Annotated in this window: 20 protein-coding genes and 4 tRNA genes; 3 read left to right on the forward strand and 21 right to left on the reverse strand. The window is 60.0% G+C overall.

Annotated elements, in window-relative coordinates; all coding sequences use genetic code 11:
• Positions 1-63 precede the first annotated feature (63 nt).
• Both G9Q84_RS24470 and G9Q84_RS24475 read right to left on the reverse strand, forming a co-directional pair.
• On the reverse strand, positions 64-780 hold the full coding sequence (locus G9Q84_RS24470; protein WP_050442833.1) for a DUF4339 domain-containing protein: 717 nt from the start codon (positions 778-780) through the stop codon (positions 64-66).
• A 291-nt stretch (positions 781-1,071) separates the two neighbouring features.
• Positions 1,072-1,148 (reverse strand) — tRNA-Val (locus G9Q84_RS24475).
• A 184-nt stretch (positions 1,149-1,332) separates the two neighbouring features.
• Between G9Q84_RS24475 and G9Q84_RS24480 the strand changes: the two genes are divergently transcribed.
• Positions 1,333-2,616: an NAD(P)/FAD-dependent oxidoreductase gene (locus G9Q84_RS24480; RefSeq protein ID WP_032888253.1), complete on the forward strand. Its 1,284-nt coding sequence runs from the start codon at positions 1,333-1,335 to the stop codon at positions 2,614-2,616.
• Between the two features lie 157 nt (positions 2,617-2,773).
• Here the strand turns inward: G9Q84_RS24480 and G9Q84_RS24485 are convergent.
• The 19 genes from G9Q84_RS24485 to leuC form a co-directional block, all read right to left on the reverse strand.
• A tRNA-Asp gene (locus tag G9Q84_RS24485) sits at positions 2,774-2,850 on the reverse strand.
• Positions 2,851-2,955: 105 nt separating this feature from the next.
• Positions 2,956-3,032 (reverse strand) — tRNA-Asp (locus tag G9Q84_RS24490).
• Between the two features lie 55 nt (positions 3,033-3,087).
• A tRNA-Val gene (locus tag G9Q84_RS24495) sits at positions 3,088-3,163 on the reverse strand.
• Positions 3,164-3,263: 100 nt separating this feature from the next.
• Complete coding sequence (locus tag G9Q84_RS24500) at positions 3,264-4,028, reverse strand: SDR family oxidoreductase (protein ID WP_032888256.1); 765 nt, start codon at positions 4,026-4,028, stop codon at positions 3,264-3,266.
• 11 nt (positions 4,029-4,039) lie between these two features.
• Positions 4,040-5,251: an O-succinylhomoserine sulfhydrylase gene (locus G9Q84_RS24505; RefSeq protein ID WP_032888258.1), complete on the reverse strand. Its 1,212-nt coding sequence runs from the start codon at positions 5,249-5,251 to the stop codon at positions 4,040-4,042.
• Between the two features lie 65 nt (positions 5,252-5,316).
• Complete coding sequence (purF, locus tag G9Q84_RS24510) at positions 5,317-6,822, reverse strand: amidophosphoribosyltransferase (protein ID WP_032888260.1); 1,506 nt, start codon at positions 6,820-6,822, stop codon at positions 5,317-5,319.
• A 41-nt stretch (positions 6,823-6,863) separates the two neighbouring features.
• A complete protein-coding gene (locus G9Q84_RS24515; RefSeq protein WP_003192538.1) occupies positions 6,864-7,421 on the reverse strand; it encodes a CvpA family protein in 558 nt (185 codons plus the stop codon).
• Between the two features lie 257 nt (positions 7,422-7,678).
• On the reverse strand, positions 7,679-8,329 hold the full coding sequence (locus G9Q84_RS24520; RefSeq protein ID WP_122752901.1) for an SPOR domain-containing protein: 651 nt from the start codon (positions 8,327-8,329) through the stop codon (positions 7,679-7,681).
• Positions 8,313-9,620: a bifunctional tetrahydrofolate synthase/dihydrofolate synthase gene (gene folC / locus G9Q84_RS24525; protein WP_181644218.1), complete on the reverse strand. Its 1,308-nt coding sequence runs from the start codon at positions 9,618-9,620 to the stop codon at positions 8,313-8,315. Before folC ends, G9Q84_RS24520 begins: the two co-directional genes overlap by 17 nt.
• The gene (accD, locus tag G9Q84_RS24530; protein WP_032888267.1) at positions 9,617-10,537 is read right to left on the reverse strand and encodes an acetyl-CoA carboxylase, carboxyltransferase subunit beta; all 921 of its coding nucleotides are present in this window, start codon (positions 10,535-10,537) and stop codon (positions 9,617-9,619) included. The genes folC and accD overlap by 4 nt, the downstream gene beginning before the upstream one ends.
• Positions 10,538-10,781: 244 nt before the next feature.
• Complete coding sequence (locus G9Q84_RS24535) at positions 10,782-11,402, reverse strand: phosphoribosylanthranilate isomerase (RefSeq protein ID WP_099603136.1); 621 nt, start codon at positions 11,400-11,402, stop codon at positions 10,782-10,784.
• Between the two features lie 63 nt (positions 11,403-11,465).
• A complete protein-coding gene (gene truA, locus G9Q84_RS24540) occupies positions 11,466-12,290 on the reverse strand; it encodes a tRNA pseudouridine(38-40) synthase TruA (RefSeq protein WP_053128844.1) in 825 nt (274 codons plus the stop codon).
• Positions 12,291-12,520: 230 nt separating this feature from the next.
• Entirely contained in the window at positions 12,521-15,106 is a 2,586-nt protein-coding gene (locus G9Q84_RS24545; protein WP_181644219.1) for a FimV/HubP family polar landmark protein, read from the reverse strand.
• A 162-nt stretch (positions 15,107-15,268) separates the two neighbouring features.
• A complete protein-coding gene (locus G9Q84_RS24550; protein WP_122680518.1) occupies positions 15,269-16,279 on the reverse strand; it encodes an aspartate-semialdehyde dehydrogenase in 1,011 nt (336 codons plus the stop codon).
• Positions 16,280-16,529: 250 nt separating this feature from the next.
• Complete coding sequence (gene asd, locus G9Q84_RS24555) at positions 16,530-17,642, reverse strand: aspartate-semialdehyde dehydrogenase (protein ID WP_032888280.1); 1,113 nt, start codon at positions 17,640-17,642, stop codon at positions 16,530-16,532.
• Between the two features lie 64 nt (positions 17,643-17,706).
• Positions 17,707-18,789, reverse strand: coding sequence for a 3-isopropylmalate dehydrogenase (leuB, locus tag G9Q84_RS24560; RefSeq protein WP_003192555.1), 1,083 nt, complete (start codon positions 18,787-18,789; stop codon positions 17,707-17,709).
• Positions 18,790-18,841: 52 nt separating this feature from the next.
• Entirely contained in the window at positions 18,842-19,606 is a 765-nt protein-coding gene (locus G9Q84_RS24565) for a class I SAM-dependent methyltransferase (protein WP_032888283.1), read from the reverse strand.
• Between the two features lie 129 nt (positions 19,607-19,735).
• Positions 19,736-20,380, reverse strand: a complete 645-nt coding sequence (leuD, locus tag G9Q84_RS24570) for a 3-isopropylmalate dehydratase small subunit (RefSeq protein ID WP_032888286.1) — start codon at positions 20,378-20,380, stop codon at positions 19,736-19,738.
• Positions 20,381-20,390: 10 nt separating this feature from the next.
• Positions 20,391-21,809, reverse strand: coding sequence for a 3-isopropylmalate dehydratase large subunit (leuC, locus tag G9Q84_RS24575; RefSeq protein WP_053128838.1), 1,419 nt, complete (start codon positions 21,807-21,809; stop codon positions 20,391-20,393).
• Positions 21,810-21,948: 139 nt separating this feature from the next.
• Between leuC and G9Q84_RS24580 the strand changes: the two genes are divergently transcribed.
• Together G9Q84_RS24580 and G9Q84_RS24585 are read left to right on the forward strand one after the other, a co-directional pair.
• Complete coding sequence (locus tag G9Q84_RS24580) at positions 21,949-22,839, forward strand: LysR family transcriptional regulator (protein ID WP_181644220.1); 891 nt, start codon at positions 21,949-21,951, stop codon at positions 22,837-22,839.
• A gap of 66 nt (positions 22,840-22,905) precedes the next feature.
• Positions 22,906-26,184 (forward strand): EAL domain-containing protein, encoded by a 3,279-nt coding sequence (locus G9Q84_RS24585; protein WP_032888294.1) that lies wholly within the window; start codon positions 22,906-22,908, stop codon positions 26,182-26,184.
• Positions 26,185-26,441: the final 257 nt, after the last annotated feature.

The following is a 26,441-nucleotide window of genomic DNA, read 5'->3' on the forward strand; positions in this document are numbered from 1 at the left end:
TAGTCGCAGCAGCAAAAAAAAGCCCAACACAATGTTGGGCTTTTACTGGTCACGCCAATGCGATCACTGGCGAGGAATCCGAACAAGGATCTGCTTGCCCTTTTCCTCGATGGTGATGTCGATCTCATTTCCGTTATCGAGCAAGGCGCTCGCACGATAGAGACCACTTTTAATCTCGTCGTCAATCGTCACGGCAACGCACGATGACGTTTGGTAAAACTGCTTATGAATGATGTCGGTGACAATTGGGCATGCCGCTTCTTCGATAGCGGACTGGCCACCGAACATTCCCAGCACGACCGATACAACGAACGCCGCCACCCAACCGTAAAAATAGTGCTTTTCCTGCTTCAAAAGCGCCGCTCGCTTCCAAAGATAAACAGGAACAATCAACGCCCACCAGCTTTGTGGCGCGGCATGACCGGCTGCTTTCAAACGCTTTTCGTCGACAACACACAGGGCTACGTTGAAGATCACAAAAACCCACCAAATACTCATACCGGAAAAGTATTCGATCAACCCACCCGCCAACTGGACGCCCGCCAACGCCCATACAAATCGGTTGTCTATTTCTGTTGCTGCAAGAGGTGGTGGGCCCGAGGGGCGTGGAATGCTTTGGGCCAAGTCAGTGTCTTTCAGAGCGACCCAATCGCCCTCGCCCGGCCATACTTTTGTTTGCGCGCTGATAGTGTTCGAACTCAAGAAACCTTGCATTTGCTCAAACGTAAAAGGTCCCTGTCGCGAACCGCTCAGCGCGTAATACCACTCTACACCCGACATGTTGCTTCTCCCTGTTTTAACATCACCCACCCAAAAAGATGGCACTACGACAGTATCGACACCCCGTCAAAGATCTTGAGATTTCAGCTGTAGAAAGTGAACGCGCAAGGGCTGGCATTGCAAAAAAGGAATCCAAGCCCGAACTGGCTGGATTGGCACGGATGAGGGAATGAAGAAGACTATCTAGTGAGAGGCAGGCAACGAAATGATACTTTTCAAATCGCAGACAAAAAAAAAGGGCCCACCTTTTCGGTGAGCCCTTCTAGACCGCCCAGCAGAGCGGATTTTGTTTGGTAGGCGCGATTGGACTCGAACCAACGACCCCCACCATGTCAAGGTGGTGCTCTAACCAACTGAGCTACGTGCCTGCTGTGAGGCGGCATTCTACGGAATTCCGGAGGGGTGTCAACATCTTTTTTGCAGCTAAGCCTATGAATATGCGAATTTTTTATTTGCGACCAACCTACCTGCATTTTTTGGGTGGCTGGCAGGCAATTTTCAACTCAGGTAGGATCGGCGCACTCGTAAAAAATATAAAACAGAGGTTCCAGGATGGCGAACACCCCCTACCCACAGTCGTATTACGCCGCTTCCGCGAATGCCGTTCCGCCGCGCCCGATGCTGCAGGGTGAAGTCGAAACCGATGTGTGCGTGATTGGTGCCGGCTATACCGGCCTCTCAAGTGCGCTGTTTCTCCTAGAGAACGGCTTTCGCGTGACCGTGCTGGAAGCTGCCAAGGTGGGCTTTGGCGCGTCAGGCCGCAATGGCGGGCAGATCGTCAACAGCTACAGCCGCGACATCGATGTGATCGAGCGCAGCGTAGGTCCTCAGCAAGCTCAGTTGCTGGGGCAGATGGCGTTCGAGGGCGGCAGGATCATTCGCGAGCGGGTAGCCAAGTACCAGATCCAGTGCGACTTGAAGGACGGCGGCGTGTTCGCCGCACTCAACAGCAAGCACATGGGCCACTTGGAATCGCAGAAGCGCCTGTGGGAGCGCTACGGCCATACTCAGCTGGAGTTGCTGGACGAGCGTCGCATCCGTGAGGTGGTGGCCTGTGACAACTACGTAGGCGGCCTGTTGGACATGAGCGGGGGCCACATCCATCCGCTCAACCTGGCACTCGGCGAAGCCGCGGCCGTAGAATCCCTGGGCGGCACGATCTACGAGCAATCGGCGGCAGTGCGTATCGAGCGTGGCGCCAATCCGGTCGTGCACACAGCCCAGGGCAAGGTCAGGGCCAAGTTCATCATCGTCGCGGGTAATGCCTATCTGGGCAACCTGGTACCGGAGCTTGCAGCCAAGTCGATGCCCTGCGGTACGCAAGTGATCACCACTGCACCGCTTGGGGATGAATTGGCCAAGACCCTTCTGCCGCAGGATTACTGCGTAGAGGACTGCAATTACCTCCTCGACTACTACCGCCTCACCAGTGACAAACGCCTGATCTTCGGCGGCGGCGTGGTATATGGCGCGCGCGACCCGGCGAATATCGAAGCGATCATCCGCCCGAAGATGCTTAAGGCCTTCCCGCAACTCAAGGATGTGAAGATCGACTACGCCTGGACCGGCAACTTCCTCCTAACCCTGTCGCGCTTGCCGCAGGTGGGGCGCCTTGGCGACAACATCTACTACTCACAGGGCTGCAGCGGCCATGGCGTGACGTACACCCACTTGGCGGGCAAGGTACTGGCGGAGGCATTGAGAGGCCAGGCAGAGCGTTTTGATGCGTTTGCCGACCTGCCGCATTACCCGTTTCCGGGCGGGCAACTGTTGCGCACGCCGTTTGCGGCGCTGGGGGCGTGGTACTACGGCTTGCGCGACAAGCTGGGATTCTAACAATGCCGCAGGAGCCGGCTCGCCGGCTCTAGCAACACACCACCAAATCGCAGACACAAAAAACCCCGGTCTTTCGACCAGGGTCTTTGCTATCGGGTCAAAGTAGCCAAAGGCTTACTTTGTGCTTCAAGGCGTTCAGTGGGCCTTGAGGCAGATATGGCGCAGCGGACGGGACTCGAACCCGCGACCCCCGGCGTGACAGGCCGGTATTCTAACCGACTGAACTACCGCTGCGTATCGCTTGATCAGTTGAGCAAAACACCTCAACCGTCTTTAAACATCTGATCAATCAGCCTTGGCTGTTCAATCTCAAGCCTGACAAGTCAGATCTGGAAAATATGGCGCAGCGGACGGGACTCGAACCCGCGACCCCCGGCGTGACAGGCCGGTATTCTAACCGACTGAACTACCGCTGCGCGTCGGTGCAACTTTTAACGTTGCGTTTTACCCGAAGGTAAAACTCTCAAGAAGTGGTGGGTGATGACGGGATCGAACCGCCGACCCTCTGCTTGTAAGGCAGATGCTCTCCCAGCTGAGCTAATCACCCTTTGCTTCGTTGAGGCCGCGAAATTTACGCAGGTAGCGGACCTAAGTCAATAGCCTGCTTGAAGTTTTTCTGAAAAAGACAAAATTGCTTCAAGACCCCACTACTCGCTGTAGATCATCTTCTTGCTCATACCACCATCCACCACGAACTCCTGGCCAGTGACAAACCCGGCCTGGCGCGACAGCAGCCACGCCACCATTGCCGCCACATCCTCCACTACCCCCACCCTGCCCGCCGGATGCTGGGCATGATCGGCGTCAGTCAACGGCTCGGCACGCCGCGCAGCGGGGTCACGGGCATCGATCCAGCCAGGGCTGACCGCATTCACCCGCACTTCCGGCCCAAGACTCATCGCCAAGGCATGAGTCAGGGCCAGCAGGCCGCCCTTGCTCGCCGCGTAAGCCTCGGTATCAGGTTCCGATTGACGGGCCCGAGTCGACGCCAGGTTGACGATGGACCCGCCGTGAGCACGCAGGTAAGGCGCACAGTGCTTGGCCAGCAACATCGGCCCGCTCAGGTTCACCGCCAGCACGCGGTTCCAGTAAGCCAGGTCCAGGCTTTCCAGGGTGATATTGCGCGGGTCGGCCACCGCCGCGTTACACACCAACGCGTCCAGGCGGCCGAATTGCCCGAGCACTTCAGCAACCCCTTGGGCAACCTGCTTCTCGTCGGCCACGTCCATGGTGATAAACCAAGCGTTCTCGCCCAGCACCTTAGACACCTTGGAGCCGCGCTCGCGATCCAGGTCGGTCAATACCACTTGCCAGCCTTCGCTGATCAGCCACGCGGCAATCCCGAGGCCAATACCTCGCGCCGCGCCAGTCACCAGTGCGACGCGCCCATTACTGGCCGCTGCAGCCTCCATGGACCATTCGATCACAAGGCAGCCAGCCCGCGGGCCAGGTCTGCCTGCAAGTCGGCCACGTCTTCCAGGCCTACCGCGATGCGGATCAGGCTGTCCCGAATGCCGGCCGCTTCACGCTCCTGCGGCGCCAGGCGCCCGTGGGAGGTGGTGCTCGGATGGGTAATGGTGGTTTTGCTATCTCCCAGGTTGGCCGTGATGGAGATCAGACGCGTCGCGTCGATAAAGCGCCAGGCGCCCTCTTTGCCACCCTTCACCTCAAAGCTCACCACGGCACCGAAACCACGCTGCTGGCGCTGGGCCAACTCGTGTTGCGGATGGCTCTTGAGGCCGGCGTAGTGCACTTTCTCGATACCGTCCTGCTGCTCCAGCCACTCGGCCAGAGCCTGAGCGTTGGCGCAATGAGCTTTCATGCGCAGGCTGAGGGTTTCCAGGCCTTTGAGGAAGATCCATGCGTTGAACGGGCTCAGGGTTGGGCCGGCAGTACGCAAGAAACCCACCACTTCCTTCATCTGCTCGCCGCGACCGGCGACCACGCCACCCATGCAACGACCCTGGCCGTCGATGAACTTGGTAGCCGAGTGCACGACGATGTCCGCGCCCAGCTTGAGCGGCTGCTGCAAGGCCGGCGTGCAGAAGCAGTTGTCGACTATCAGCATCGCGCCCTTGGCGTGAGCCACTTCGGACAGCGCGGCGATATCCACCAGCTCGGCCAGCGGATTGGACGGGGACTCGACGAACAGCAACTTGGTGTTGGCCTTGATTGCAGCGTCCCAGCCGGACAAATCTGCCAGGGGCACATAGTCCACTTCGATACCGAAGCGCTTGAAGTACTTCTCGAACAGGCTGATGGTCGAACCAAACACACTGCGCGACACCAACACGTGGTCACCAGCGCTGCACAGACTCATCACCACCGACAGGATGGCCGCCATGCCGGTGGCCGTGGCCACCGCTTGCTCAGCGCCTTCCAGGGCCGCAATGCGCTCTTCGAACGCGCGCACGGTAGGATTGGTGTAGCGCGAATACACATTGCCTGGCACTTCGCCCGCAAACCGCGCAGCCGCATCGGCGGCAGTGCGGAACACGTAGCTGGAGGTGAAGAACATCGGATCACCGTGTTCGCCCTCTGGCGTACGGTGCTGGCCAGCGCGCACAGCCAGGGTATCGAAAGCTACGCCATCGAGGTCGCTGTCCAAGCGACCGGCATCCCATTCCTGACTCATGCTGCGACTCCTTACTCAATTCTTTATTTAAGATACAAAACCGGCCCCTCAGGGCCGGTGTTTACTCAGTTGTTGTACAGATCGATGATCGCGCTCACCGCCTGGGTCTTGATCTTCGACGAGTCGTTACGCGCCTGTTCGATCTTGTTCAGGTAAGCCTCGTCGACGTCACCGGTCACGTACTTGCCGTCGAACACAGCGCAATCGAACTGGTCGATCTTGATCTTGCCACCGCCGACAGCCTCGATCAGGTCCGGCAGATCCTGGTAGATCAGCCAATCGGCGCCGATCAGGTCGGCCACGTCCTGGGTCGTGCGGTTGTGTGCGATCAATTCGTGAGCGCTCGGCATGTCGATACCGTACACGTTCGGATAACGCACGGCAGGCGCTGCGGAACAGAAATACACGTTCTTAGCACCGGCTTCGCGGGCCATCTGGATGATCTGCTTGCAGGTGGTGCCGCGCACGATGGAGTCATCCACCAGCATCACGTTCTTGCCGCGAAATTCCAGCTCGATGGCGTTGAGCTTCTGGCGTACCGACTTCTTGCGCGCTGCCTGGCCCGGCATGATGAAGGTACGGCCGATGTAGCGGTTCTTCACGAAGCCTTCGCGGAACTTGACGCCCAAATGGTTCGCCAACTCCAGCGCCGCAGTACGACTGGTATCCGGGATCGGGATCACAACGTCGATGTCGTGTTCAGGACGCTCACGCAGGATCTTGTCGGCCAGTTTCTCGCCCATGCGCAGGCGTGCCTTGTATACCGAAACGCCGTCGATGATCGAATCCGGACGCGCCAGGTAGACGTGCTCGAAGATGCACGGGGTGAGTTTCGGCGCTACGGCGCACTGACGGGTGTGCAACTTGCCGTCTTCGGTGATGTACACCGCTTCGCCCGGCGCGAGGTCGCGGATCAGGGTGAAGCCCAGCACGTCGAGGGACACGCTTTCGGACGCGATCATGTACTCGACGCCTTCGTCGGTATGACGCTGGCCGAACACGATCGGGCGGATGCCGTGCGGGTCGCGGAAGCCGACGATGCCGTAGCCGGTAATCATCGCCACGACGGCATAACCGCCGACGCAGCGGTTATGCACGTCGATCACGGCGGCGAACACGTCTTCTTCGGTGGGCTGCAGCTTGCCGCGCTGGGCCAGCTCGTGGGCAAACACGTTGAGCAGCACTTCCGAATCGGAGCTGGTGTTGACGTGGCGCAGGTCAGACTCGTAAATCTCTTTGGCCAGTTGCTCAACGTTGGTCAGGTTACCGTTGTGCGCCAGGGTGATGCCATAAGGCGAGTTGACGTAAAACGGTTGAGCCTCAGCCGAGGTCGAGCTACCAGCAGTCGGGTAACGCACATGGCCAATGCCCATGTGTCCGACCAGGCGCTGCATGTGACGCTGATGAAACACGTCACGTACCAGCCCATTATCCTTGCGCAGGAATAACCGGCCGTCGTGGCTGGTCACAATACCGGCAGCATCCTGGCCGCGGTGCTGGAGGACGGTTAGCGCGTCATACAGCGCCTGATTGACGTTCGACTTACCGACGATACCGACGATGCCACACATGCGACGCAACCCCTACTTAATGAATCTTGACTGAACACAGCTTACTGAGGCGTTTTGGCCGGTAAGAGGTGTTCCTTGAACGGAAGATCAGCGGGTACGCTGATCCCGCTGGCCAGCCACTGACTGCTCCACCCCAAGATGAGGTTCTTGGACCAATCTGCAACTAATAGAAATTTTGGCACGAGTACCGACTCCTGCCACCACGAATCCTGCTGTACCGGCCCCAGGCTCAACAGCCCGACCGCCACGACCACCAGCAACGCGCCACGCGCGGCGCCAAAGGCCATGCCGAGAAATCGATCGGTCCCGGAGAGACCGGTGACACGTATCAATTCGCCAATAAGATAGTTGACCATTGCTCCCACCAGCAGCGTGGCGATGAACATGATGGCGCAGCCCGCGATGACGCGAGCCGAGGGTGTCTCTATGTATCCGGCCAGATAGACCGACAGTGAACCACCGAACATCCAGGCTACGACTCCTGCGATGATCCAGGTCAGCAACGACAGTGCTTCTTTTACGAAGCCGCGGCTTAGACTGATCAAAGCGGAGATGGCGACGATTGCAACAATCGCCCAATCAACCCAGGTAAATGGCACGTTTGAGCCTACGGACAGATAAGGCGGCGCATTTTAGCAGAGCGCCGGGCTATCGGTAAGCTGTGATTGCAGCTGCTTTGCAAATCAATAGTTTGTGGCGAGCCAGCACCATTTCAACCCATTGAAAAACCAATGTGGGAGAGGGCTTGCTCGCGATGGCGGCGGATCAGTCAATTCATCCGTTGACTGTCACAACGCCATCGAGAGCAAGCCCCCTCCCACATTTGATCGCATTCCAAGCCAAAATCGATACGAACTCAGCCGCGCTCAGGTTGGAAACGCGTAACGAACCCCTTCAGGTTTTGCTGGCGATCCAGCAAGTCACGCAGGCGGTCGGCCTCGGCACGCTCGATCAGCGGCCCGATAAACACGCGATTCTTGCCATCGGCACTGCGGATATAGGCGTTGTAACCCTGGCTGCGCAGCTTCTTCTGCAAGGCATCGGCACCTTCGCGATTGCCCAGGCTAGCCACCTGGATCGACCAACTGATCGGCAAACCGTTAGGATCGATACGGCTCTGACCCACGTCCGGCTTGCCCGGCGCGGCAGGTTGCGGCGCTACCGGCTTGGGCGCAGGCACCGGTGCGGCAGGCTTGGCGGCTACGACTGGAGCCGGAGCGGGCTTGACCACCGGCACGCTCGGCTGCACCGGCGTAGAGGGCGCCGCCATTTCCTCATCGGTCGGCACAGGCTCTTCCTCAGGCAAGGCCTGGGGCTCAGGGACCACAACCGGCTCAACCTGCACCTGCGGCAATGACGGTGCCTCGGGCGCAGCCGGGGCCTCGACGACCACTTGGCGCTGTTCGTCCTGACGGGAAAACAGCATCGGCAGGAAAATCACCGCCAATGCCACCAATACCAGGGCGCCGACCATTCGCTGCTTGTATGCGCTATCCAGTAATGCCATGTGCAGCTTCCTCCGTGGAGCGCCGGGCCAACCACTCAAGCGCCTCGGCAACACAATAAAATGATCCGAACAACAGAATCTCGTCCTCGGCCGTCGCTAACGCGCACTGCGCCTCAAGGGCAGCGGTCACGCTTGCATACGACGTCACGGGCGCACCAAGGTTCTGCAACGCAACTTTAAGCTCTGCGGACGGACGGCTGCGCGGTGTATCCAGCGGCGCCACCGCCCACGCCTGAACACTGCCCTGCAACGGTGCAATCACGCCGTCCAGATCCTTATCGGCAAGCAACCCAAAGACGGCCAGACGACGCCCCACCGGCGGCGTAAGCGCCAGGCGCTGCGCCAGGTACTCGGCCGCATGAGGGTTATGACCTACATCCAGCAACAAGTTGAGGCGTTTGCCCTGCCACTCGAATGCGCGACGATCCAAGCGGCCCACCATTCGGGCTGCCAGCAAAGTCGCAGCAATCTGCTCGGCATGCCAAGGCAGATCCAGCAGCAGATAGGCTTGCAAGGCGAGCGCGGCGTTTTCCATCGGCAGGTTCAGCAGCGGCAGATCGCGCAGCTCTACAACTTGGCCACGGGCATCCCGCCCTTGCCACTGCCAGTGCTGCGCGCCGATTTCAAGATTAAATTCGCGACCACGCAGGTAGAACGGGCAATCCAGCTCGCGCACCTTGTCCAGCAAGGGCTGCGGCGGATCCAGATCACCACACAGCGCGGGCTTGCCTTGGCGGAAAATTCCGGCCTTTTCGTAAGACACCGACTCGCGGGTATCCCCTAGGTAGTCAGCATGGTCAACACCAATACTGGTCACCAGCGCCAGGTCGGCATCCACCACGTTGACTGTGTCCAGACGCCCACCCAGACCGACTTCCAGAACCACCACATCCAACTGCGCACGCTCGAACAACCAGAACGCCGCGAGGGTGCCCATCTCGAAGTAAGTCAGGGAAGTCTCGCCCCGGCCGGCATCCAGTGCGGCGAAGGCTTCGCAGAGTTGCTCGTCAGTGGCCTCAAGGCCATTGAGTTGCACCCGCTCGTTGTAGCGCAGCAGGTGCGGTGAGCTGTACACGCCTACCTTCAGCCCTTGGGCTTGCAGCAGCGCGGCGACAAAGGCGCAGGTAGAGCCTTTGCCGTTGGTGCCGGTCACCGTGATCACACGCGGTGCCGGACGGCCCAACCCGAGGCGGGCCGCTACCTGTTGCGAGCGCTCCAGGCCCATGTCGATGGCGGACGGATGCAACTGCTCAAGGTAGGCGAGCCACTCGCCCAGGGTACGTTGGGTCATAGGTTCGCAGGCACTGGCGGTACGACGATAGGCTCGACTTTAGGCGCGACGTACACAGGTGTCGGCAGGCCCATCATTTGCGCCAACAGGTTACCCAGACGTGGACGCAGTTCACCACGCGGGATGATCAAGTCGATTGCGCCGTGCTCCAGCAAAAACTCGCTGCGCTGGAAACCTTCCGGCAATTTCTCGCGAACGGTCTGCTCGATCACGCGCGGGCCGGCAAAGCCGATCAGGGCTTTTGGCTCGCCGACGATCACATCGCCCAGCATCGCCAGGCTGGCAGAAACACCACCGTAGACCGGGTCGGTCAGCACGGAGATGAACGGAATACCTTCTTCGCGCAGACGCGCCAGCACCGCTGAGGTCTTGGCCATTTGCATCAGGGAGATCAGGGCTTCCTGCATACGCGCACCACCGGAGGCGGCGAAGCAGATCATCGGGCAACGGTTTTCCAGGGCGTAGTTGGCGGCGCGCACGAAGCGCTCGCCGACGATCGCACCCATGGAGCCACCCATGAAGGAGAACTCGAACGCCGAGACCACCACCGGCATACCCAGCAGCTTGCCGCTGACCGAAATCAGCGCGTCCTTCTCACCGGTCTGCTTTTGTGCAGCGGTCAGGCGGTCCTTGTACTTCTTGCCGTCGCGAAACTTAAGGCGATCCACTGGCTCCAGGTCAGCACCCAGCTCGTTACGGCCGTCAGCGTCCAGGAAGATGTCGATGCGGGCGCGGGCGCCGATACGCATGTGGTGGTTGCACTTTGGGCAAACGTCCAGGGTCTTTTCCAGCTCCGGACGGTACAGCACCGCGTCGCAGGAAGGGCACTTGTGCCACAGACCTTCAGGAACCGAGCTTTTTTTCACCTCGGAACGCATGATCGAAGGGATCAGTTTGTCTACTAACCAGTTGCTCATGCTTTCTTTCTCCAGTACCGGTGGCTTGAACACAGCCCCGCGTATGCCCTTGAGCTAAATTCATATGTGGCGATGACGCCGGCTGGACGGGGTCAGACGTTCGACCTGCCATTTCCAGCCTGCATCCTCAGCCTTCCAGACAACCTGCCAGCGCAGAGTTGCCACTTCATTTCCGGGCCATCCTCAGACGGCACCGGGCTGTTTTACACAGTGGTAGTTATGGACGGCGGCAGACTGCCAGCCGTCACATCCCGCGCACAGCCTGCATAAATGCGCGAATCTTGTCGTGATCCTTGAGACCCTTGCCCTGCTCCACGCCACCGCTGACATCCACGGCGTAAGGGCGAACCTGCTCAATGGCTGCCGCAACGTTCGCGGGATTGAGCCCACCTGCCAGGATGATCGGCTTGCTTAAACCCTCAGGAATCAGCGACCAATCGAACGCTTCGCCAGTGCCGCCGGGCACGCCTTCGACATACGTATCCAGCAAAATCCCGCGGGCGCCACCGTAGGCGGCACACGCGCTGGCGATATCGTCCCCAGACTTCACGCGCAGCGCCTTGATATACGGACGCTGATAGCTTTCACATTCGTCCGGGGTTTCGTCGCCATGAAACTGCAACATGTCCAGTTGCACGGCATCCAGGGTTTCATTGAGTTCACAACGACTAGCATTGACGAACAAACCCACGGTAGTCACGAACGGTGGCAATGCGGCAATAATCGCCCGCGCCTGCAACACATTCACCGCCCGCGGGCTCCTGGCATAAAACACGAAACCAATGGCGTCCGCCCCCGCCTCGACTGCCGCCAGCGCATCTTCTATGCGGGTAATCCCGCAAATCTTGCTGCGAACGACGGGCATATCGTAGAAACCTCAGGGTTGGACCGAGAAAGTCCCGGATGGTAACAAAAGCTTTTCCGGGCGTCAGCCGCCAAGTTCGCTGAATCCGGTAAGGAAGTGCGGCCCGATAAATCGCTGGGGCAGTTCGAACTCGTCGCGGTACTCCACATCCACCAGATATAGGCCAAATGGATGCGCAGTTACCCCGCCGGTACGGCGAACCCTGCTCTCCAGCACTTCCCTGGCCCATTCGACCGGGCGTTCGCCGGTACCGATGGTCATCAGCACACCGGCGATATTGCGCACCATATGGTGCAGAAACGCGCCAGCGCGTATATCCAGCACGATCATCTTGCCGTGGCGGGTCACACGCAGGTGGTGGACTTCCTTGATAGGCGACTTGGCCTGGCACTGGCCGGCACGGAAGGCGCTGAAATCATGCACACCCACCAGATGCTGCGCGGCCTCGGCCATGCGCTCGGCATCCAGCGGACGGTGGTTCCAGGTGATTTCTTCGTTAAGGTGCGCCGGGCGGATCTGGTCGTTGTAGATCACGTAGCGGTAACGCCGCGCAATCGCCTTGAAGCGCGCATGAAAATGCGCTGGCATGACCTTGGCCCAGCTGACGCTGACGTCGTGGGGCAAATTGATGTTGGCGCCCATCACCCAAGCCTTCATCGTGCGCTCGGCCTGAGTATCGAAGTGGACCACTTGGCCACAGGCGTGCACACCGGCGTCGGTACGTCCGGCGCACATCAGCGAAACGGGCGAATCGGCGACCTTGGACAGGGCCTTTTCCAGGGTTTCCTGTACCGTCAGCACGCCAGACGCCTGGCGCTGCCAGCCGCGATAGCGCGAACCTTTGTATTCCACGCCCAGGGCGATGCGGTAAAAGCCTGCGGCCGCCATTTCGGCGGCCGCGTTATCTATATTTGCCAAGAACTGAGAGCCTGATGAATTGCGCAAAGGCGGCCATTATAAATGCGGCAGCCGTGTGACGGGCGCTTTTGTTAGGGATTGACGCAGACCACATGTGAAAAGGGGCTTGCTCCCGATAGCGCGGTGCCAATCAGCACATGTAAGGCTGATCCACTGCTATCGGGAGCAAGCCCCCTCCCACATCAGAGCGGTATCGACCTTCAGATTTTGCCGAGCATTTCCTTGGCTTCGCCGCGCTGGGACTCGTCGCCCTCGGTCAGCACTTCGGACAGGATGTCCCGAGCGCCGTCCGCATCGCCCATGTCGATATAGGCCTGGGCCAAGTCAAGCTTGGTAGCGACCTCGTCAGTGCCGGACAGGAAGTCGAACTCGGGCTCATCATCACCCAAGGCTGCGTCTTCAGCAGTGAAAGATGGCTCGATGGGTGGATGCTCAAGGCTCTGGGACAGGCGATCCAGCTCGGCGTTGACATCGTCCAGCTCCGATGCAAACGCGTCAGGCTTGACGACTGCGTCCGGCTCATCGGCAAGTGACAGATCAAAATCTTCCGGCAGGTCGAAGTCATCCACGGCCGCAGGCGTCAGCGTAGGCGGCTCAACGGCAGGCACGTCGTTCATCTGATCTTCAAGGCCGGACAGGAAGTCATCATCGGACTGAGCTGACGTCGGCGCATCCAGCTGCAGATCCAAATCAAAGTCAGACAGGTCATCCGAGGCCGGCTTAGTGGCGGTTTGCTCTCGCAGCAGCGACTCGAATGTCTGCTGATCGTCCTTGATCTCGGCCGGTGAAGCAGCCTCCAGATCATCCAGGCTCAAATCAAAATCGGTGTCAAAAGCCTCTGGCTTGGGTGCTGCCGGTTTGTCTTCGAGCAAGTCCTTGACGTACTGAGCATCCAGCGCAGCGGCAGCAACCGCCGCACTGACGCCTGCCGCCAACACCGCCATCGCCGGAAAGCGCGACTTCAGTTGCTCGACCTGGGCGTGGTTTTCACCATTGGCTACCAGTTGACGCTCCTGGGTCACGAAACCGTCTTTGTCGCTTTGCAGGCCATAAACCTCCATCAGCTTCAAACGCAGGTCGCTGCGCTTGGGCTCGTGCTTGATGGCTTGTTCGAGCACATCAGCGGCCTGGTTCAGATGACCACGGTCGATATGGGACTGGGCTTGCACCAGTGCGTCGTTGGCGTTTTGCGGCGCAACGGCAACGGCCAGCGGTGCGAGCACGGAGGCGACCGTCGGCACTACCACTGCAGGCTCAACCACTGGAGCGGGCGCCGGAGCGGCGGACAGTTTGACGTTCGGCGGCGGGACTTCAAGCCCCTCGAAACTATCCGAAGGAAGGTCGTGTTCGATATCAGAGGTAAATTGCGGCTCTTCGGCCAATGCACGCGCCATCCGCAGGTGTTTTTCCTCTTCGCGACGGGCGTTGCGATGGCGCAGCCACAGCAGCAGGAGCAACAACACCACCAGGCCCGCCGCACCACCGATCACAGAGAGGACAACCGGGTTGGTCAGCAGGTCATTGAACTTGCCTTCGGGAGCGTCAGCTGCGGCAACCGGTGTAGCCGCTTCCGGTGCGGGAGCAGCTACCGGAACGGCCGGCGTTGGTGCTGGTGTTGCCGCCTGTTCGGCGGGGGTTGCCGGAGTGGCTGCCGGTTCGCTGGCCAACTGCGCGGGCATCGCCGCTGCAGTCGTTGCAGCCGTTGCCTGCGTCGCCGGGTCGCCTTTTTCCGCCTGCAAACGGGCCAACTGATCATTCTTCAATTGAATCAGTTTTTGCAGTTTATCCAGCTGGCTTTGCAGGTCAGCTGCACGGCTCTTGAGTTCGTCGTTATCGCGGCGAGTGGTATCCAGCTGTTCCTGGGTCATCGCCAGCTTGTCGCTCAGACCCTGGCTGTCGCCCGCCTTGCCCTTGCCTCCCTTCTTGGCCGCCTCGGCCGAAACCAGGCTCAAGTTGTCCTGGGCATTGGTGGTCGACGGCGCACTGCCCGCCTGGGTACGCTTGGTGGCGTCCAGTTGTTGCTTGCCGGCGGCCTGGTTGGCTGCCGTGCGACGCCCCTGGCGCCAGGCATCATTCTGCGCGCGAACTTCGGCAATCGCCTGGGGTTGCGGCAGTGCGGTGCTTTGGACAGTGTCCGGTAGGCGCAGCACCTGGCCGGTTTTCAGGCGGTTGATATTGCCGTCGATAAAGGCGCCAGGGTTAAGCGCCTGAATCGCAAGCATGGTCTGCTGCACCGAACCGCCATTGCGGTGTTTCTCGGCGATTTCCCATAGGGTGTCGCGGGAGGTGGTGGTGTGCTGGGCCGGTTTGCTTGCGGCAGGCGCGGCGCTGGCAGGTGCGCCCAAGCGTGGGGCTGGCGCCACAGCGGCCGGTGTCGACCGGTCGAACTTGGACGGATCAAGCAATACGCTGTAGTCGCGCATCAAACGACCATTGGGCCATTGCACTTGCAGCAGAAAGCGAACGTAGGAGTCAGGCAGCGGCTTGCTGGAGGTGACACGCACCACGCTGCGACCGTTGGGGTTGATCACTGGGGTAAATGTCAGGTCATTGAGGAATGCCTGGCGATCGACGCCGGCATCCACAAACGCCTGCGAGGACGCCAGGCTAGGAGTGATCTCGGACGCGGTGAGGCCGCCGACATCGAGCAATTCGATTTCCACCGACAGCGGCTGGTTCAACTTCGACTTGAGGGTCATTTCCCCCAGCTGCAGCGCCTGCGCCATACCGGAGGACAGCGCCGAGGCGGCCGCTATTGCTAACACCAGTTTGCGAACTTGAACCATAGCCTCATCCTTTGTTTGAACACTCCCCGGCCTGCGAGAAGGTTGGTAACCGCTTGCCATAAGGCATGGCGAGCCGATAGGTTACCGACACGCTTCTGTTGCACTTCGGGCCAAGCATAGCGCCTGGCTAGAATCAATCTACAAATTGCGGCCAAGTATCTTTTACGCAAGGCCTTTTATCAACAACTGCGCCAGTTGCACGGCGTTAAGTGCAGCGCCTTTGCGTACGTTATCTGACGTCAGCCACAGATTTAGTTCCGCCGGGTCATCCACACCGGCGCGAACCCTACCGACATAGACCACGTCCTGGCCTACCGCATCACCAACGGCTGTTGGGTAATCCCCCTCCTCCACGAGTTCTATACCCGGCGCAGCGTCGAGCGCACGGTTGACCGCAGCAAGGTCGACCGGCGCAGCCAATTGCAACGACACCGTCAGGCTATCGCCAAAAAACACCGGAGCTTGAACGCAGGTCGCAGAAATCTTTAGTGACGGTAATTCAAGCACAGCACGCAGTTCGTGTACGAGACGCTTCTCAAGGGCTGTATGACCTTGGGCATCTGGCGTGCCGACTTGTGCCAACAGGTTGAAGGCCATTTGCCGGTCGAAGAATTTCGGCTCCAGCGGGCGTACGTTTAGCAGCTCGGCGGTCTGACGGGCCAGTTCGCTGACGGCTTCACGTCCTTGAGCAGACACCGCCAGGTTAGCCGTGACGCTGACGCGCTGGATATCCAGCAGCCCACGCAACGGCGCCAGCAATACCGCCAGGTTGGTCGCGGACGGGCTCGGGCTGCCGAGCTGGAACGGTTTTTTCAAGCCCTTCAGGACGTGGGCATTGGCCTCTGGCACGACCTGTGGCGCCTGTTCGGCGGGCAATGCACCGGACAGGTCGATCACCGAACAACCCGCCGCCGTGGCACGTGGGGCGAAGCTCAGGGTGACGGCTGGACCGGCGGCAAAGAACGCCAGTTGCACCTTGCTGAAATCGAATTCATCAACTTCCTTGACCCGCACGTTCTTGCCGCGAAACGGTACCGACGCACCGGCGGAATTATTGCCGGCCAACAAGTACAGGGTGCCGACCGGGAATGCCAACTCTTCGAGAATCTGCACCAGGGCTTCGCCAACAGTGCCGGTGGCGCCGATCACGGCAATTTCAAAGGTCTGGGTCATGGGGGCTGCCTCGGGCATTGCGGGGGGAGCGGCACTTTACCGGGTGGCTGGAGGTGAGGCAATTAACCTGGGGGTGGGGCCATGGCTGACGTCGCTATCGGGGGCAAGCCCCTGCCCACAATGAACAACATTTCAACGTTGGAATTCGGTCGAATGTGGGAGGCGGCTTGCCCCCGAAAGCCTCCGAAAGAACAATAAAAAAACCCGCGCCTGTCACCAGAACGCGGGTTTCTATTATTGCTTCAAGCGATCAACGCTCCAGCAAAATCCGCAGCATGCGGCGCAACGGCTCAGCCGCGCCCCACAGCAGTTGGTCGCCGACGGTAAACGCGCCGAGGAACTGGCTGCCCATGTTCAGCTTGCGCAGACGGCCCACCGGTACATTCAGGGTGCCAGTGACCTTGGTCGGGCTCAGCTCCTGCATGCTGATGTCGCGGTTGTTCGGCACCAGCTTGACCCACGGGTTGTGCTGGCTGATCAACCCTTCGATATCGGCGATCGGCACGTCTTTGTTCAGCTTGATGGTCAGCGCCTGGCTGTGGCAGCGCATGGCGCCGATGCGCACGCAGATGCCGTCAACCGGGATCGGGCTCTTGAAACGGCCGAGAATCTTGTTGGTCTCGGCCTGGGCCTTCCACTCTTCGCGGCTCTGGCCGTTCGGCAGCTCTTTGTCGATCCATGGGATCAAGCTACCGGCCAATGGCACGCCGAAGTTCTCGGTCGGGTAGGCATCGCTGCGCATGGCTTCGGCCACACGACGGTCAATGTCGAGGATTGCGCTGGCCGGGTCGGCCAGCTGATCGGCGACGGCCGCGTGGGTGGCGCCCATCTGCTTGATCAGCTCACGCATGTTCTGCGCGCCGGCACCGGAGGCCGCCTGATAGGTCATGGCGCTCATCCACTCGACCAGACCCGCTTCGAACAGGCCACCCAGGCCCATCAGCATCAGGCTGACGGTGCAGTTGCCACCGACGTAGTTCTTGGTGCCGGCATCCAGTTGCTGGTCGATGACCTTGCGGTTGACCGGGTCGAGGATGATCACGGCATCGTCCTGCATACGCAGGCTCGACGCGGCGTCGATCCAGTAACCCTGCCAGCCCGCTTCGCGCAGTTTCGGGAAGACTTCGCTGGTGTAGTCGCCACCCTGGCAGGTCACGATCACGTCGAGTGTCTTCAACTCGTCAATGCTGTAGGCATCCTTGAGCGGGGCAATATCCTTGCCCACGGACGGCCCTTGGCCACCCACGTTCGAGGTGGTGAAAAACACCGGCTCAATAAGATCGAAATCCTGCTCTTCCAGCATCCGCTGCATGAGCACGGAACCGACCATACCGCGCCAACCGATCAGACCTACACGTTTCATCGCAACTACACCTTGTTAAAAAGTGGACCGTCTTGCAGCAACAACTGCAAGCGGGCCCGAGAGATTACAGATTCCGCAGCGCGGCGACTACTGCGTCGCCCATTTCTTGCGTACCGACTTTGGTGCAACCCTGCGACCAGATGTCACCGGTGCGCAAACCCTGATCCAGCACCAGGCTCACGGCCTTCTCGATCGCGTCCGCCGCATCGCCCAGGTTGAAGCTGTAACGCAGCATCATCGAGACCGACAAAATGGTCGCCAGCGGGTTGGCAATGCCCTGGCCCGCAATGTCCGGCGCCGAACCGTGGCAAGGCTCGTACATACCCTTGTTGTTGGTGTCCAGCGACGCCGAAGGCAGCATGCCGATAGAGCCGGTGAGCATCGACGCCTGGTCGGACAGGATGTCGCCGAACAGGTTGTCGGTGACGATCACGTCGAATTGCTTCGGCGCGCGCACCAGTTGCATGGCGGCGTTGTCCACGTACATGTGGCTCAGTTCGACATCCGGGTAGTCCTTGGCCACTTCCTCGACGATTTCGCGCCACAGTTGGCTGGAGGCCAGTACGTTGGCCTTATCCACCGAGCAGACTTTCTTGCCGCGCACGCGGGCCATGTCGAAACCGACACGGGCGATACGGCGGATTTCGCTCTCGCTATACGGCAGGGTGTCGTAGGCCTGGCGCTCGCCATTTTCCAGTTCGCGCACGCCGCGTGGGGAGCCGAAGTAGATGCCGCCGGTCAACTCACGCACGATCAGAATATCGAGACCAGCCACCACTTCCGGCTTGAGGCTCGACGCGTCGGCCAGTTGCGGGTAGAGGATCGCCGGACGCAGATTGCCGAACAGGCCCAGTTGCGCGCGGATCTTCAGCAGGCCGCGCTCAGGGCGGATGTCACGTTCGATTTTGTCCCACTTCGGACCACCCACGGCGCCGAGCAGCACAGCATCGGCAGCACGGGCGCGGTCCAGGGTTTCATCGGCCAGTGGCACGCCGTGTTTGTCGATGGCGGCGCCGCCGATCACGTCGTGGCTCAGCTCGAACCCCAGGCTGTACTTGCTGTTGGCGAGTTCCAGGACTTTGACCGCTTCGGCCATGATTTCCGGACCAATACCGTCGCCAGGGAGAATCAGAATCTGCTTGCTCATGGGTTCCTCATTTCATCGAGCGACCTGCCCGTGGGCAGGTCGGGAAAATTAATCAGCGTTCGGCCCATACCACGAGCACATCGGTGCTGAAGGTGCCGTCGGCTTGAATTTCGTAGTAATCGCGCACTTCCTGGCCCATCGCCTGCTGCAACTCCAGGATCGCGGCGCGCAGCACTTGCGGTGTACGCATACGTTCGACCCACGAGGTGTATTCCAGGCGCAGGCGCTGGCGGCTGCTGTTGCGTACATGCAAACCGGCTTCGCTGAGCTGACGCATCCACTCGGCGGCGGAGTAATCGCGCACGTGACTGGTGTCGCGCAGCACCTCGACGGTCTGCAGGTAAGTGTCCAACAGCGGACTACCCGGTGACAACACGTCAACAAAGGCCGCCACGCCGCCCGGCTTGAGCACGCGGCGCACTTCACGCAGGGCCAGGCCAAGGTCGCTCCAGTGGTGGGCCGAGTAGCGGCTGAACACGAAGTCGAACTCGCCATCGGCGAACGGCAGGCGCTCGGCGGCGCCATTTACGGTGCTGATATTGGTGAAGCCGCGATCTTGCGCAGCGGCAGCCACCACATCAAGCATCTGCTGGGACAGGTCATAGGCCACCACTTCCTTGACCAGCGGCGCCACATTGAAGCTCACATGACCGGCACCGCAACCGAGATCCAGCAGTCGCGCACTGCCCTGCCCGGCCAGTTCTGCCTGCAGCAGCGCGAATTCGGTGCCTTGGGCGTGCACGGCACTGCTCAGGTAGGCAGACGCCTGTTCGCCGAATTGTTTTTGCACGACTTGGGTGTGGGCGGTGTTGGTCATGGTGGCATCCTTCAAGGGTTGCGTTGCTAGTACCGGCCCTATCGGGGGCAAACCCCCTCCCACAGGGGAACGCATTCCAAATGTGGGAGGGGGCTTGCCCCCGATGAGGCCGGTCCTGCCTATATCAATTTAGGCGTCGCGAAACAGCCAAGGCTGGCTCGCTCGGTGCTTGGCTTCAAACGCCGCAATCGCATCACCGTCCTGCAAGGTCAGGCCGATATCGTCCAGGCCGTTGATCAGGCAGTGTTTACGGAAGGCGTCCACCTCAAAGTGGTACACCTTGCCGTCCGGACGGGTCACGGTTTGCGCAGCGAGGTCGACGGTCAACTGGTAGCCCACATCGGCTTCCACTTGCTTGAACAGCTCGTCGACTTCTTCGTCAGTCAAGATGATCGGCAACAGGCCGTTCTTGAAGCTGTTGTTGAAGAAGATGTCGGCATAGCTCGGCGCGATGATGCTGCGAAAGCCATATTCTTCCAGGGCCCATGGCGCGTGCTCGCGACTGGAACCGCACCCGAAGTTTTCGCGGGCCAGCAACACGCTGGCGCCTTGGTAGCGTTCGGCGTTAAGCACGAAGTCCTTGTTCAGCGGGCGCTTGGAGTTGTCCTGATAGGCGTAGCCCACGTCCAGGTAGCGCCACTCATCGAACAGGTTAGGGCCGAAACCGGTGCGCTTGATCGACTTCAAAAACTGCTTGGGGATGATCTGGTCGGTGTCCACGTTGGCACGGTCCAACGGCGCGACAAGACCTGTGTGTTGGGTAAAAGCTCTCATCGGGTATTCCTCAGATCAATTCGCGAACGTCGATGAAACGACCGTTGACGGCAGCGGCGGCGGCCATGGCCGGGCTCACCAGGTGGGTACGGCCACCGGCGCCCTGACGCCCTTCGAAGTTACGGTTGGAGGTCGACGCGCAATGCTCGCCCGACTCCAGGCGGTCCGGGTTCATCGCCAGGCACATTGAGCAGCCCGGCTCGCGCCATTCAAAACCGGCTTCGAGGAAGATCTTGTCCAGGCCTTCGGCTTCAGCCTGGGCTTTAACCAAGCCTGAGCCCGGAACCACGATGGCCTGCTTGATGGTCGAGGCGACCTTGCGCCCCTTGGCGATCACCGCCGCAGCGCGCAGGTCTTCGATCCGCGAGTTGGTGCAGGAACCTATAAACACGCGATCCAACTGGATGTCGGTGATTGCCTGGTTGGCCTTCAAGCCCATGTACTTCAAGGCGCGCTCGATGGAACCGCGCTTGACCAGGTCGGCTTCCTGAGCCGGGTCCGGCACGTTCTGGTCGACGGCCAGGACCATTTCCGGCGAAGTACCCCAGCTGACTTGCGGCTTGATCTGGGCAGCGTCGAGTTCGACCACGGTATCGAACACCGCATCAGCGTCGGAGACCAAGTCTTTCCAGGCTTCGACGGCGGCATCCCAATCGGCACCAGCCGGTGCGAAAGGACGACCCTTGACGTATTCGACGGTCTTTTCATCCGCCGCCACCATACCCACGCGGGCACCGGCTTCGATGGACATGTTGCAGATGGTCATGCGGCCTTCGATGGAGAGGTCGCGAATGGCGCTGCCGGCGAATTCGATGGCATGGCCGTTACCGCCAGCGGTGCCGATCTTGCCGATCACAGCGAGGACGATGTCCTTGGCGGTGACGCCAAACGGCAACTTGCCTTCGACGCGCACCAGCATGTTCTTCATTTTCTTGGCAACCAGGCACTGGGTGGCGAACACGTGCTCGACCTCCGAGGTGCCGATACCGTGAGCCAGAGCGCCGAAGGCACCGTGGGTCGACGTGTGGGAGTCACCGCAAACCACGGTCATGCCTGGCAAGGTGGCGCCCTGCTCCGGGCCGATCACATGGACGATGCCTTGACGCACATCATTCATCTTGAATTCGGTGATGCCATATTCATCGCAGTAATCATCGAGGGTCTGCACCTGCAACCGCGACACAGTGTCGACGATGGCGTCGATGCCGCCCTTGCGCTCCGGGGTGGTCGGTACGTTGTGATCCGGGGTGGCGATGATCGAGTCGACGCGCCAAGGCTTGCGCCCGGCCAGTCGCAGGCCTTCGAACGCTTGTGGCGAGGTCACTTCATGGATGATGTGACGGTCGATATAGATCAGCGACGACCCATCATCGCGCCGTTTCACTTCATGGGAATCCCAAAGCTTGTCGTAAAGCGTTTTGCCGGCCATCAGTCGGTCCTCATCAGCGGTATTTCATTCGCCGGGCTTTTCAATAACCCTTTGGCTTGTGAGGCTGATGGTATGGCGCTACATTAAATAACTCAAATTCATATTTTTTATGCTTTGGATTACCAACTGGAATACCACAATGGACTTGGCCAACCTCAATGCCTTTATCGCCATCGCCGAGATCGGCAGCTTCTCCGGCGCTGGAGAACGCCTGCACTTGACCCAACCGGCCATCAGCAAACGTATCGCCGGCCTGGAACAGCAATTGAAGGTGCGACTGTTTGATCGCCTGGGCCGCGAAGTCGGCCTGACCGAGGCCGGACGCGCCTTGCTGCCGCGCGCTTACCAGATTCTCAATGTGCTGGACGACACCCGCCGCGCCCTCACCAACCTTACCGGCGAGGTCAGCGGGCGGCTCACATTAGCCACCAGCCACCATATAGGCCTGCATCGCCTGCCGCCTATCCTGCGAACCTTTACCCGGGAATACCCGAACGTGGCGCTGGATATTCAATTTCTCGATTCTGAAGTGGCCTACGAAGAAATCCTCCATGGCCGCGCTGAAGTGGCAGTGATCACCCTGGCGCCCGATCCCCACAACTTGGTGCGCGCCACGCCAGTGTGGGACGACCCGCTGGACTTTGTGGTGGCGCCGGAGCATAGCCTGATCAGTAACGGCTCCATCAGCCTGGCTGATATTGCCGGCCATCCGGCGGTTTTCCCTGGCGGCAACACGTTTACCCACCATATTGTCAGCCGGTTGTTCGAGGCCCAAGGCCTTACCCCGAACATCGCGATGAGTACTAACTACTTGGAAACTATCAAAATGATGGTGTCTATCGGCCTGGCCTGGAGCGTGTTGCCGCGCACCATGCTCGACGATCAGGTGGCAAGTATCGCTTTGTCAGGCATACAACTCAGTCGCCAGCTAGGCTATATCGTGCACACCGAAAGGACGCTGTCGAATGCTGCGCGGGCTTTCATGAGCCTATTGGACGCACAGATGGATTTGCCAGGGATACCGGCATGACACTGTGCGGCCTCGGGTTCTGAGTAAAACCGTGCTGTTTGCCCATCGAATCAAGGCCCTTTGATAATGCGCAACCCCGTCGACCCCGTGCCACCCCTACCCCGCATTTACGCGCTGGACCCTCAACAGGCGGAACAAAGCTGGGAGAGCGCGCCACAACTGCTGGCAGCCCTTAACGCTGCGCGGCTGGGCGCATGGTGCTGGGAAATAGACACCGGCCGCATAAGTTGGTCACGGGGCACCCAGGCGTTGTTTGGTTTCGATCCGCGCCAACCGCTGCCCCAGGACCTGGACTACCTTGATTTGCTGGCCCAGTCGGATCGCGCCCGAGTGGTACGGGCTTTTCACGCCGTACTGGCCGGCGAGCCGCTTGAGCAGGCCATGCATCACCGCATCCAATGGCCTGACGGCAGCTTTCACTGGCTGGAAATCAACGGCAGCCTGCAGCCGGACAAAACCGGTCGGCGCCGCATGATCGGGGTGATCCGCGAGGTTACCCACCAGCGTGAACGTGAAAACGCCCTCGGGCACTCCGAAAAACGCTTCGCCACGCTGTTTCACCTGTGCCCGAACATGGTACTGCTGACGCGCCGGGCCGACGGCCTGATCAGCGAAGCCAACCAGTATTTCGAGATGCTCTTCGGCTGGCCCTTGGGCGATGCCATCGGCCGCACGACCCTGGAACTGGGCCTGTGGCGCCACCCGGAGCAACGCGCACAATTGGTCAAGGCCACGCAGCGCAAGGGCGAGCCCATTACCATGGAGGTGCAGTTTTGCGCCAGCAACGGCCAAGTCCACAATGGCACGCTCAGCGCGCAAAAAGTCGAGTTGGAGGGTGAGGCCTATCTGATCAGCACCTTCCTCGACACCACCGAACGCAAAAATGCAGAGCAGGCGCTCAAGGACAGTCAGGAGCGCCTCGACCTGGCGCTGGACTCGGCACAACTGGGTACTTGGGACTGGCACATTCCCAGCGGCATGCTCTATGGCTCGGCGCGCGCAGCCCAATTGCACGGTCTGCCGTCCGAACCGTTCCACGAATCCTTCGACGCCTTTTTCGAAGGCATGCCCAACGAGGAACGGGACAACATGCGCAACGCCTACCGCACCCTGCGCGAAGGCCCTGCCGGAAACTACCAACTGACCTACCGCGTGGCCATGGAAGATGGCAGCTCGCGCTACTTGGAAAGCCGTGCTCGCCTGTACCGCGACGAGCGAGGTTTACCCCTGCGCATGGCCGGTACGCTGCTCGATATCACAGACCAAGTGGAGCGCGAACAACGCCTGAGCGCCTCCGAAGAAAAATTCGCCAGCCTGTTCCAGGCCAGCCCCGACCCGATCTGCGTCACAGGCCTGGAGAGTGGCGCCTTTATCGAGATCAATCCGGCCTTTACCCAAACCTTTGGCTGGAGCGCTGCCGAGGTAATCGACAAGAGCGCTGACCAGATCGGCCTATGGGATGATTCCAGCCAGCGCCTGGAGCGTATCGAGCGGGTCATTCGCGAGCAGTCGTTGAGCAACGTGGCCGTGGTGGTGCATCACAAGAATGGCCACAGCCTGACCTGCATGATTTCCAGCCGCCTGATCAAGGTCGGAGATCAAGCGTGCATCGTTACGACGTTGCGCGATATCACCCAACAACAGCGCTCCGAGGCCGCGCTGAAGGCCAGCGAGGAGAAATTCGCCAAGGCCTTCCATTCCAGCCCTGACGCGATTTCCATCACCGAGCGCGACACCGGCCGCTATGTGGAGGTCAACGATGGCTTCTGCCGCCTGACCGGCTTGCGAGCTGAAGAAGCTATTGGCCTGACTTTTTACCAGATCGGCATCTGGGCCGATGAGAACCAACGCTCGGCGCTATTGGCCGAGTTGCAGATCAAGGGCCGCATTCACCACCTGGAAATGCTCTGGCACAACAAACGCGGTGAAGTGCTGGCAGTAGAAGTCTCGGTCGAGCCCATCACCCTGAATGAAACCCCGTGCCTGCTGCTGACCGCGCGGGACGTGAGCCTGCTGAAAAACGCCCAAGCGCAGATCCGCCATCTGGCCTACCACGACCCGCTGACCAACCTGCCCAACCGTGCGCTGTTGATGGACCGCCTGAGCCAGCAGATCGCCCTGCTCAAGCGCCATAACCTACGCGGCGCGCTGCTGTTCCTCGATCTTGACCACTTCAAGCACATCAATGACTCCTTGGGCCATCCGGTCGGCGACACCGTGCTGAAAATCGTCACCGCGCGGCTGGAAGCCAGCGTGCGCATGGAAGACACCGTGGCGCGCCTGGGTGGCGATGAATTCGTGGTGCTGCTCAGCGGCCTGGATGGCTCGCGCCAGGAGGTCAGCAACCAGGTGCAGGAACTGGCCGACACCCTGCGTGAATTGCTTTCGGAGCCGATGTTCCTGGACGGGCACAGATTGCAGGTCACGCCGAGCATTGGCGTGGCGTTGATTCCCGATCACGGCTCCACACCGGCCGACCTGCTCAAGCGCGCCGACATTGCCCTTTACCGCGCCAAGGACTCAGGGCGCAACACCACGCAGATGTTTCACAACAGCATGCAAAAAGCCGCCAGCGAACGCCTGCGCATGGAAACCGACCTGCGCCTGGCCCTGGCGCGCGGCGAATTCAGCGTTCATTACCAACCCCAGGTGGATGCGCGCGGTAACAAGATCGTCGGTGCGGAGGCACTGGTGCGTTGGCAGCACCCACAATTGGGTGCGCAGTCACCGTCGGAATTTATCAAGGTGCTGGAAGACAGCGGCCTGATCCTTGAAGTGGGCACCTGGATCCTTGATGAGGCCTGCGCCGCCTTTGGGCAACTGATCAAAGAAGGCTTGGTGGACCCGCTGAATTTCAGTCTATGCGTGAATATCAGCCCCCGGCAGTTTCGCCAGAACGATTTCGTGGAACGGGTGGAGCACAGCCTTAAGCAGCATTCCTTGCCCTGCAGCCTTCTGAAACTGGAAATCACCGAAGGTATCGTGATCCAGAACCTGGATGACACCGTCAACAAGATGCGCCGCCTGAAGAAGCTCGGCGTGAGCTTTGCGATGGATGACTTTGGCACCGGTTACTCTTCACTGACATACCTCAAGCGCCTGCCGGTGGACGCACTGAAGATCGATCAGTCGTTTGTGCGAGACGCGACCCATGATCCAAACGACGCGGAAATCATCAGGGCGATCGTGGCGATGGCTCGCAGTTTGAATCTGGAGGTGATTGCCGAGGGTGTGGAGACCCCCGAGCAACTGGCATTCCTGCAAGCGTTGGGGTGTCATCTGTATCAAGGGTTCATTTACAGCAGGCCGCTACCGCTGAAAGAGTTCAGGCAATTGCTGATATAACTATTAAATAGTCGACTGCTACTTTCATGACGAACAGCGACAGTCGATTATTTTTCAGGCCAACGCCAATACATTAATCAATTGCTAAAATATTACGCTTTAAAAAACGACTTCAATCCACTCATGGCCCCACCCACCTTTTCAAACATCGAAGCAGCAAGTGAACCACCGATACTAACCGCACCGGAAATCGCCAACCCGACCGGACCTAATAACGGCGCCGCCAGACTTATCAGCGGACTAAGTGCTTTTACCAC

The organism is Pseudomonas sivasensis, assembly GCF_013778505.1.
GTDB lineage: Bacteria > Pseudomonadota > Gammaproteobacteria > Pseudomonadales > Pseudomonadaceae > Aquipseudomonas > Aquipseudomonas sivasensis.

Coding starts and splice junctions, on each gene's coding strand:
- G9Q84_RS24470 (WP_050442833.1), bottom strand. CDS start 780: ATGTCGGGTGTAGAGTGGTATTACGCGCTGAGCGGTTCGCGACAGGGA.
- G9Q84_RS24480 (WP_032888253.1), top strand. CDS start 1,333: ATGGCGAACACCCCCTACCCACAGTCGTATTACGCCGCTTCCGCGAAT.
- G9Q84_RS24500 (WP_032888256.1), bottom strand. CDS start 4,028: ATGGAGGCTGCAGCGGCCAGTAATGGGCGCGTCGCACTGGTGACTGGC.
- G9Q84_RS24505 (WP_032888258.1), bottom strand. CDS start 5,251: ATGAGTCAGGAATGGGATGCCGGTCGCTTGGACAGCGACCTCGATGGC.
- purF (WP_032888260.1), bottom strand. CDS start 6,822: ATGTGTGGCATCGTCGGTATCGTCGGTAAGTCGAACGTCAATCAGGCG.
- G9Q84_RS24520 (WP_122752901.1), bottom strand. CDS start 8,329: ATGGCATTACTGGATAGCGCATACAAGCAGCGAATGGTCGGCGCCCTG.
- folC (WP_181644218.1), bottom strand. CDS start 9,620: ATGACCCAACGTACCCTGGGCGAGTGGCTCGCCTACCTTGAGCAGTTG.
- accD (WP_032888267.1), bottom strand. CDS start 10,537: ATGAGCAACTGGTTAGTAGACAAACTGATCCCTTCGATCATGCGTTCC.
- G9Q84_RS24535 (WP_099603136.1), bottom strand. CDS start 11,402: ATGCCCGTCGTTCGCAGCAAGATTTGCGGGATTACCCGCATAGAAGAT.
- truA (WP_053128844.1), bottom strand. CDS start 12,290: ATGGCGGCCGCAGGCTTTTACCGCATCGCCCTGGGCGTGGAATACAAA.
- G9Q84_RS24545 (WP_181644219.1), bottom strand. CDS start 15,106: ATGGTTCAAGTTCGCAAACTGGTGTTAGCAATAGCGGCCGCCTCGGCG.
- G9Q84_RS24550 (WP_122680518.1), bottom strand. CDS start 16,279: ATGACCCAGACCTTTGAAATTGCCGTGATCGGCGCCACCGGCACTGTT.
- asd (WP_032888280.1), bottom strand. CDS start 17,642: ATGAAACGTGTAGGTCTGATCGGTTGGCGCGGTATGGTCGGTTCCGTG.
- leuB (WP_003192555.1), bottom strand. CDS start 18,789: ATGAGCAAGCAGATTCTGATTCTCCCTGGCGACGGTATTGGTCCGGAA.
- G9Q84_RS24565 (WP_032888283.1), bottom strand. CDS start 19,606: ATGACCAACACCGCCCACACCCAAGTCGTGCAAAAACAATTCGGCGAA.
- leuD (WP_032888286.1), bottom strand. CDS start 20,380: ATGAGAGCTTTTACCCAACACACAGGTCTTGTCGCGCCGTTGGACCGT.
- leuC (WP_053128838.1), bottom strand. CDS start 21,809: ATGGCCGGCAAAACGCTTTACGACAAGCTTTGGGATTCCCATGAAGTG.
- G9Q84_RS24580 (WP_181644220.1), top strand. CDS start 21,949: ATGGACTTGGCCAACCTCAATGCCTTTATCGCCATCGCCGAGATCGGC.
- G9Q84_RS24585 (WP_032888294.1), top strand. CDS start 22,906: ATGCGCAACCCCGTCGACCCCGTGCCACCCCTACCCCGCATTTACGCG.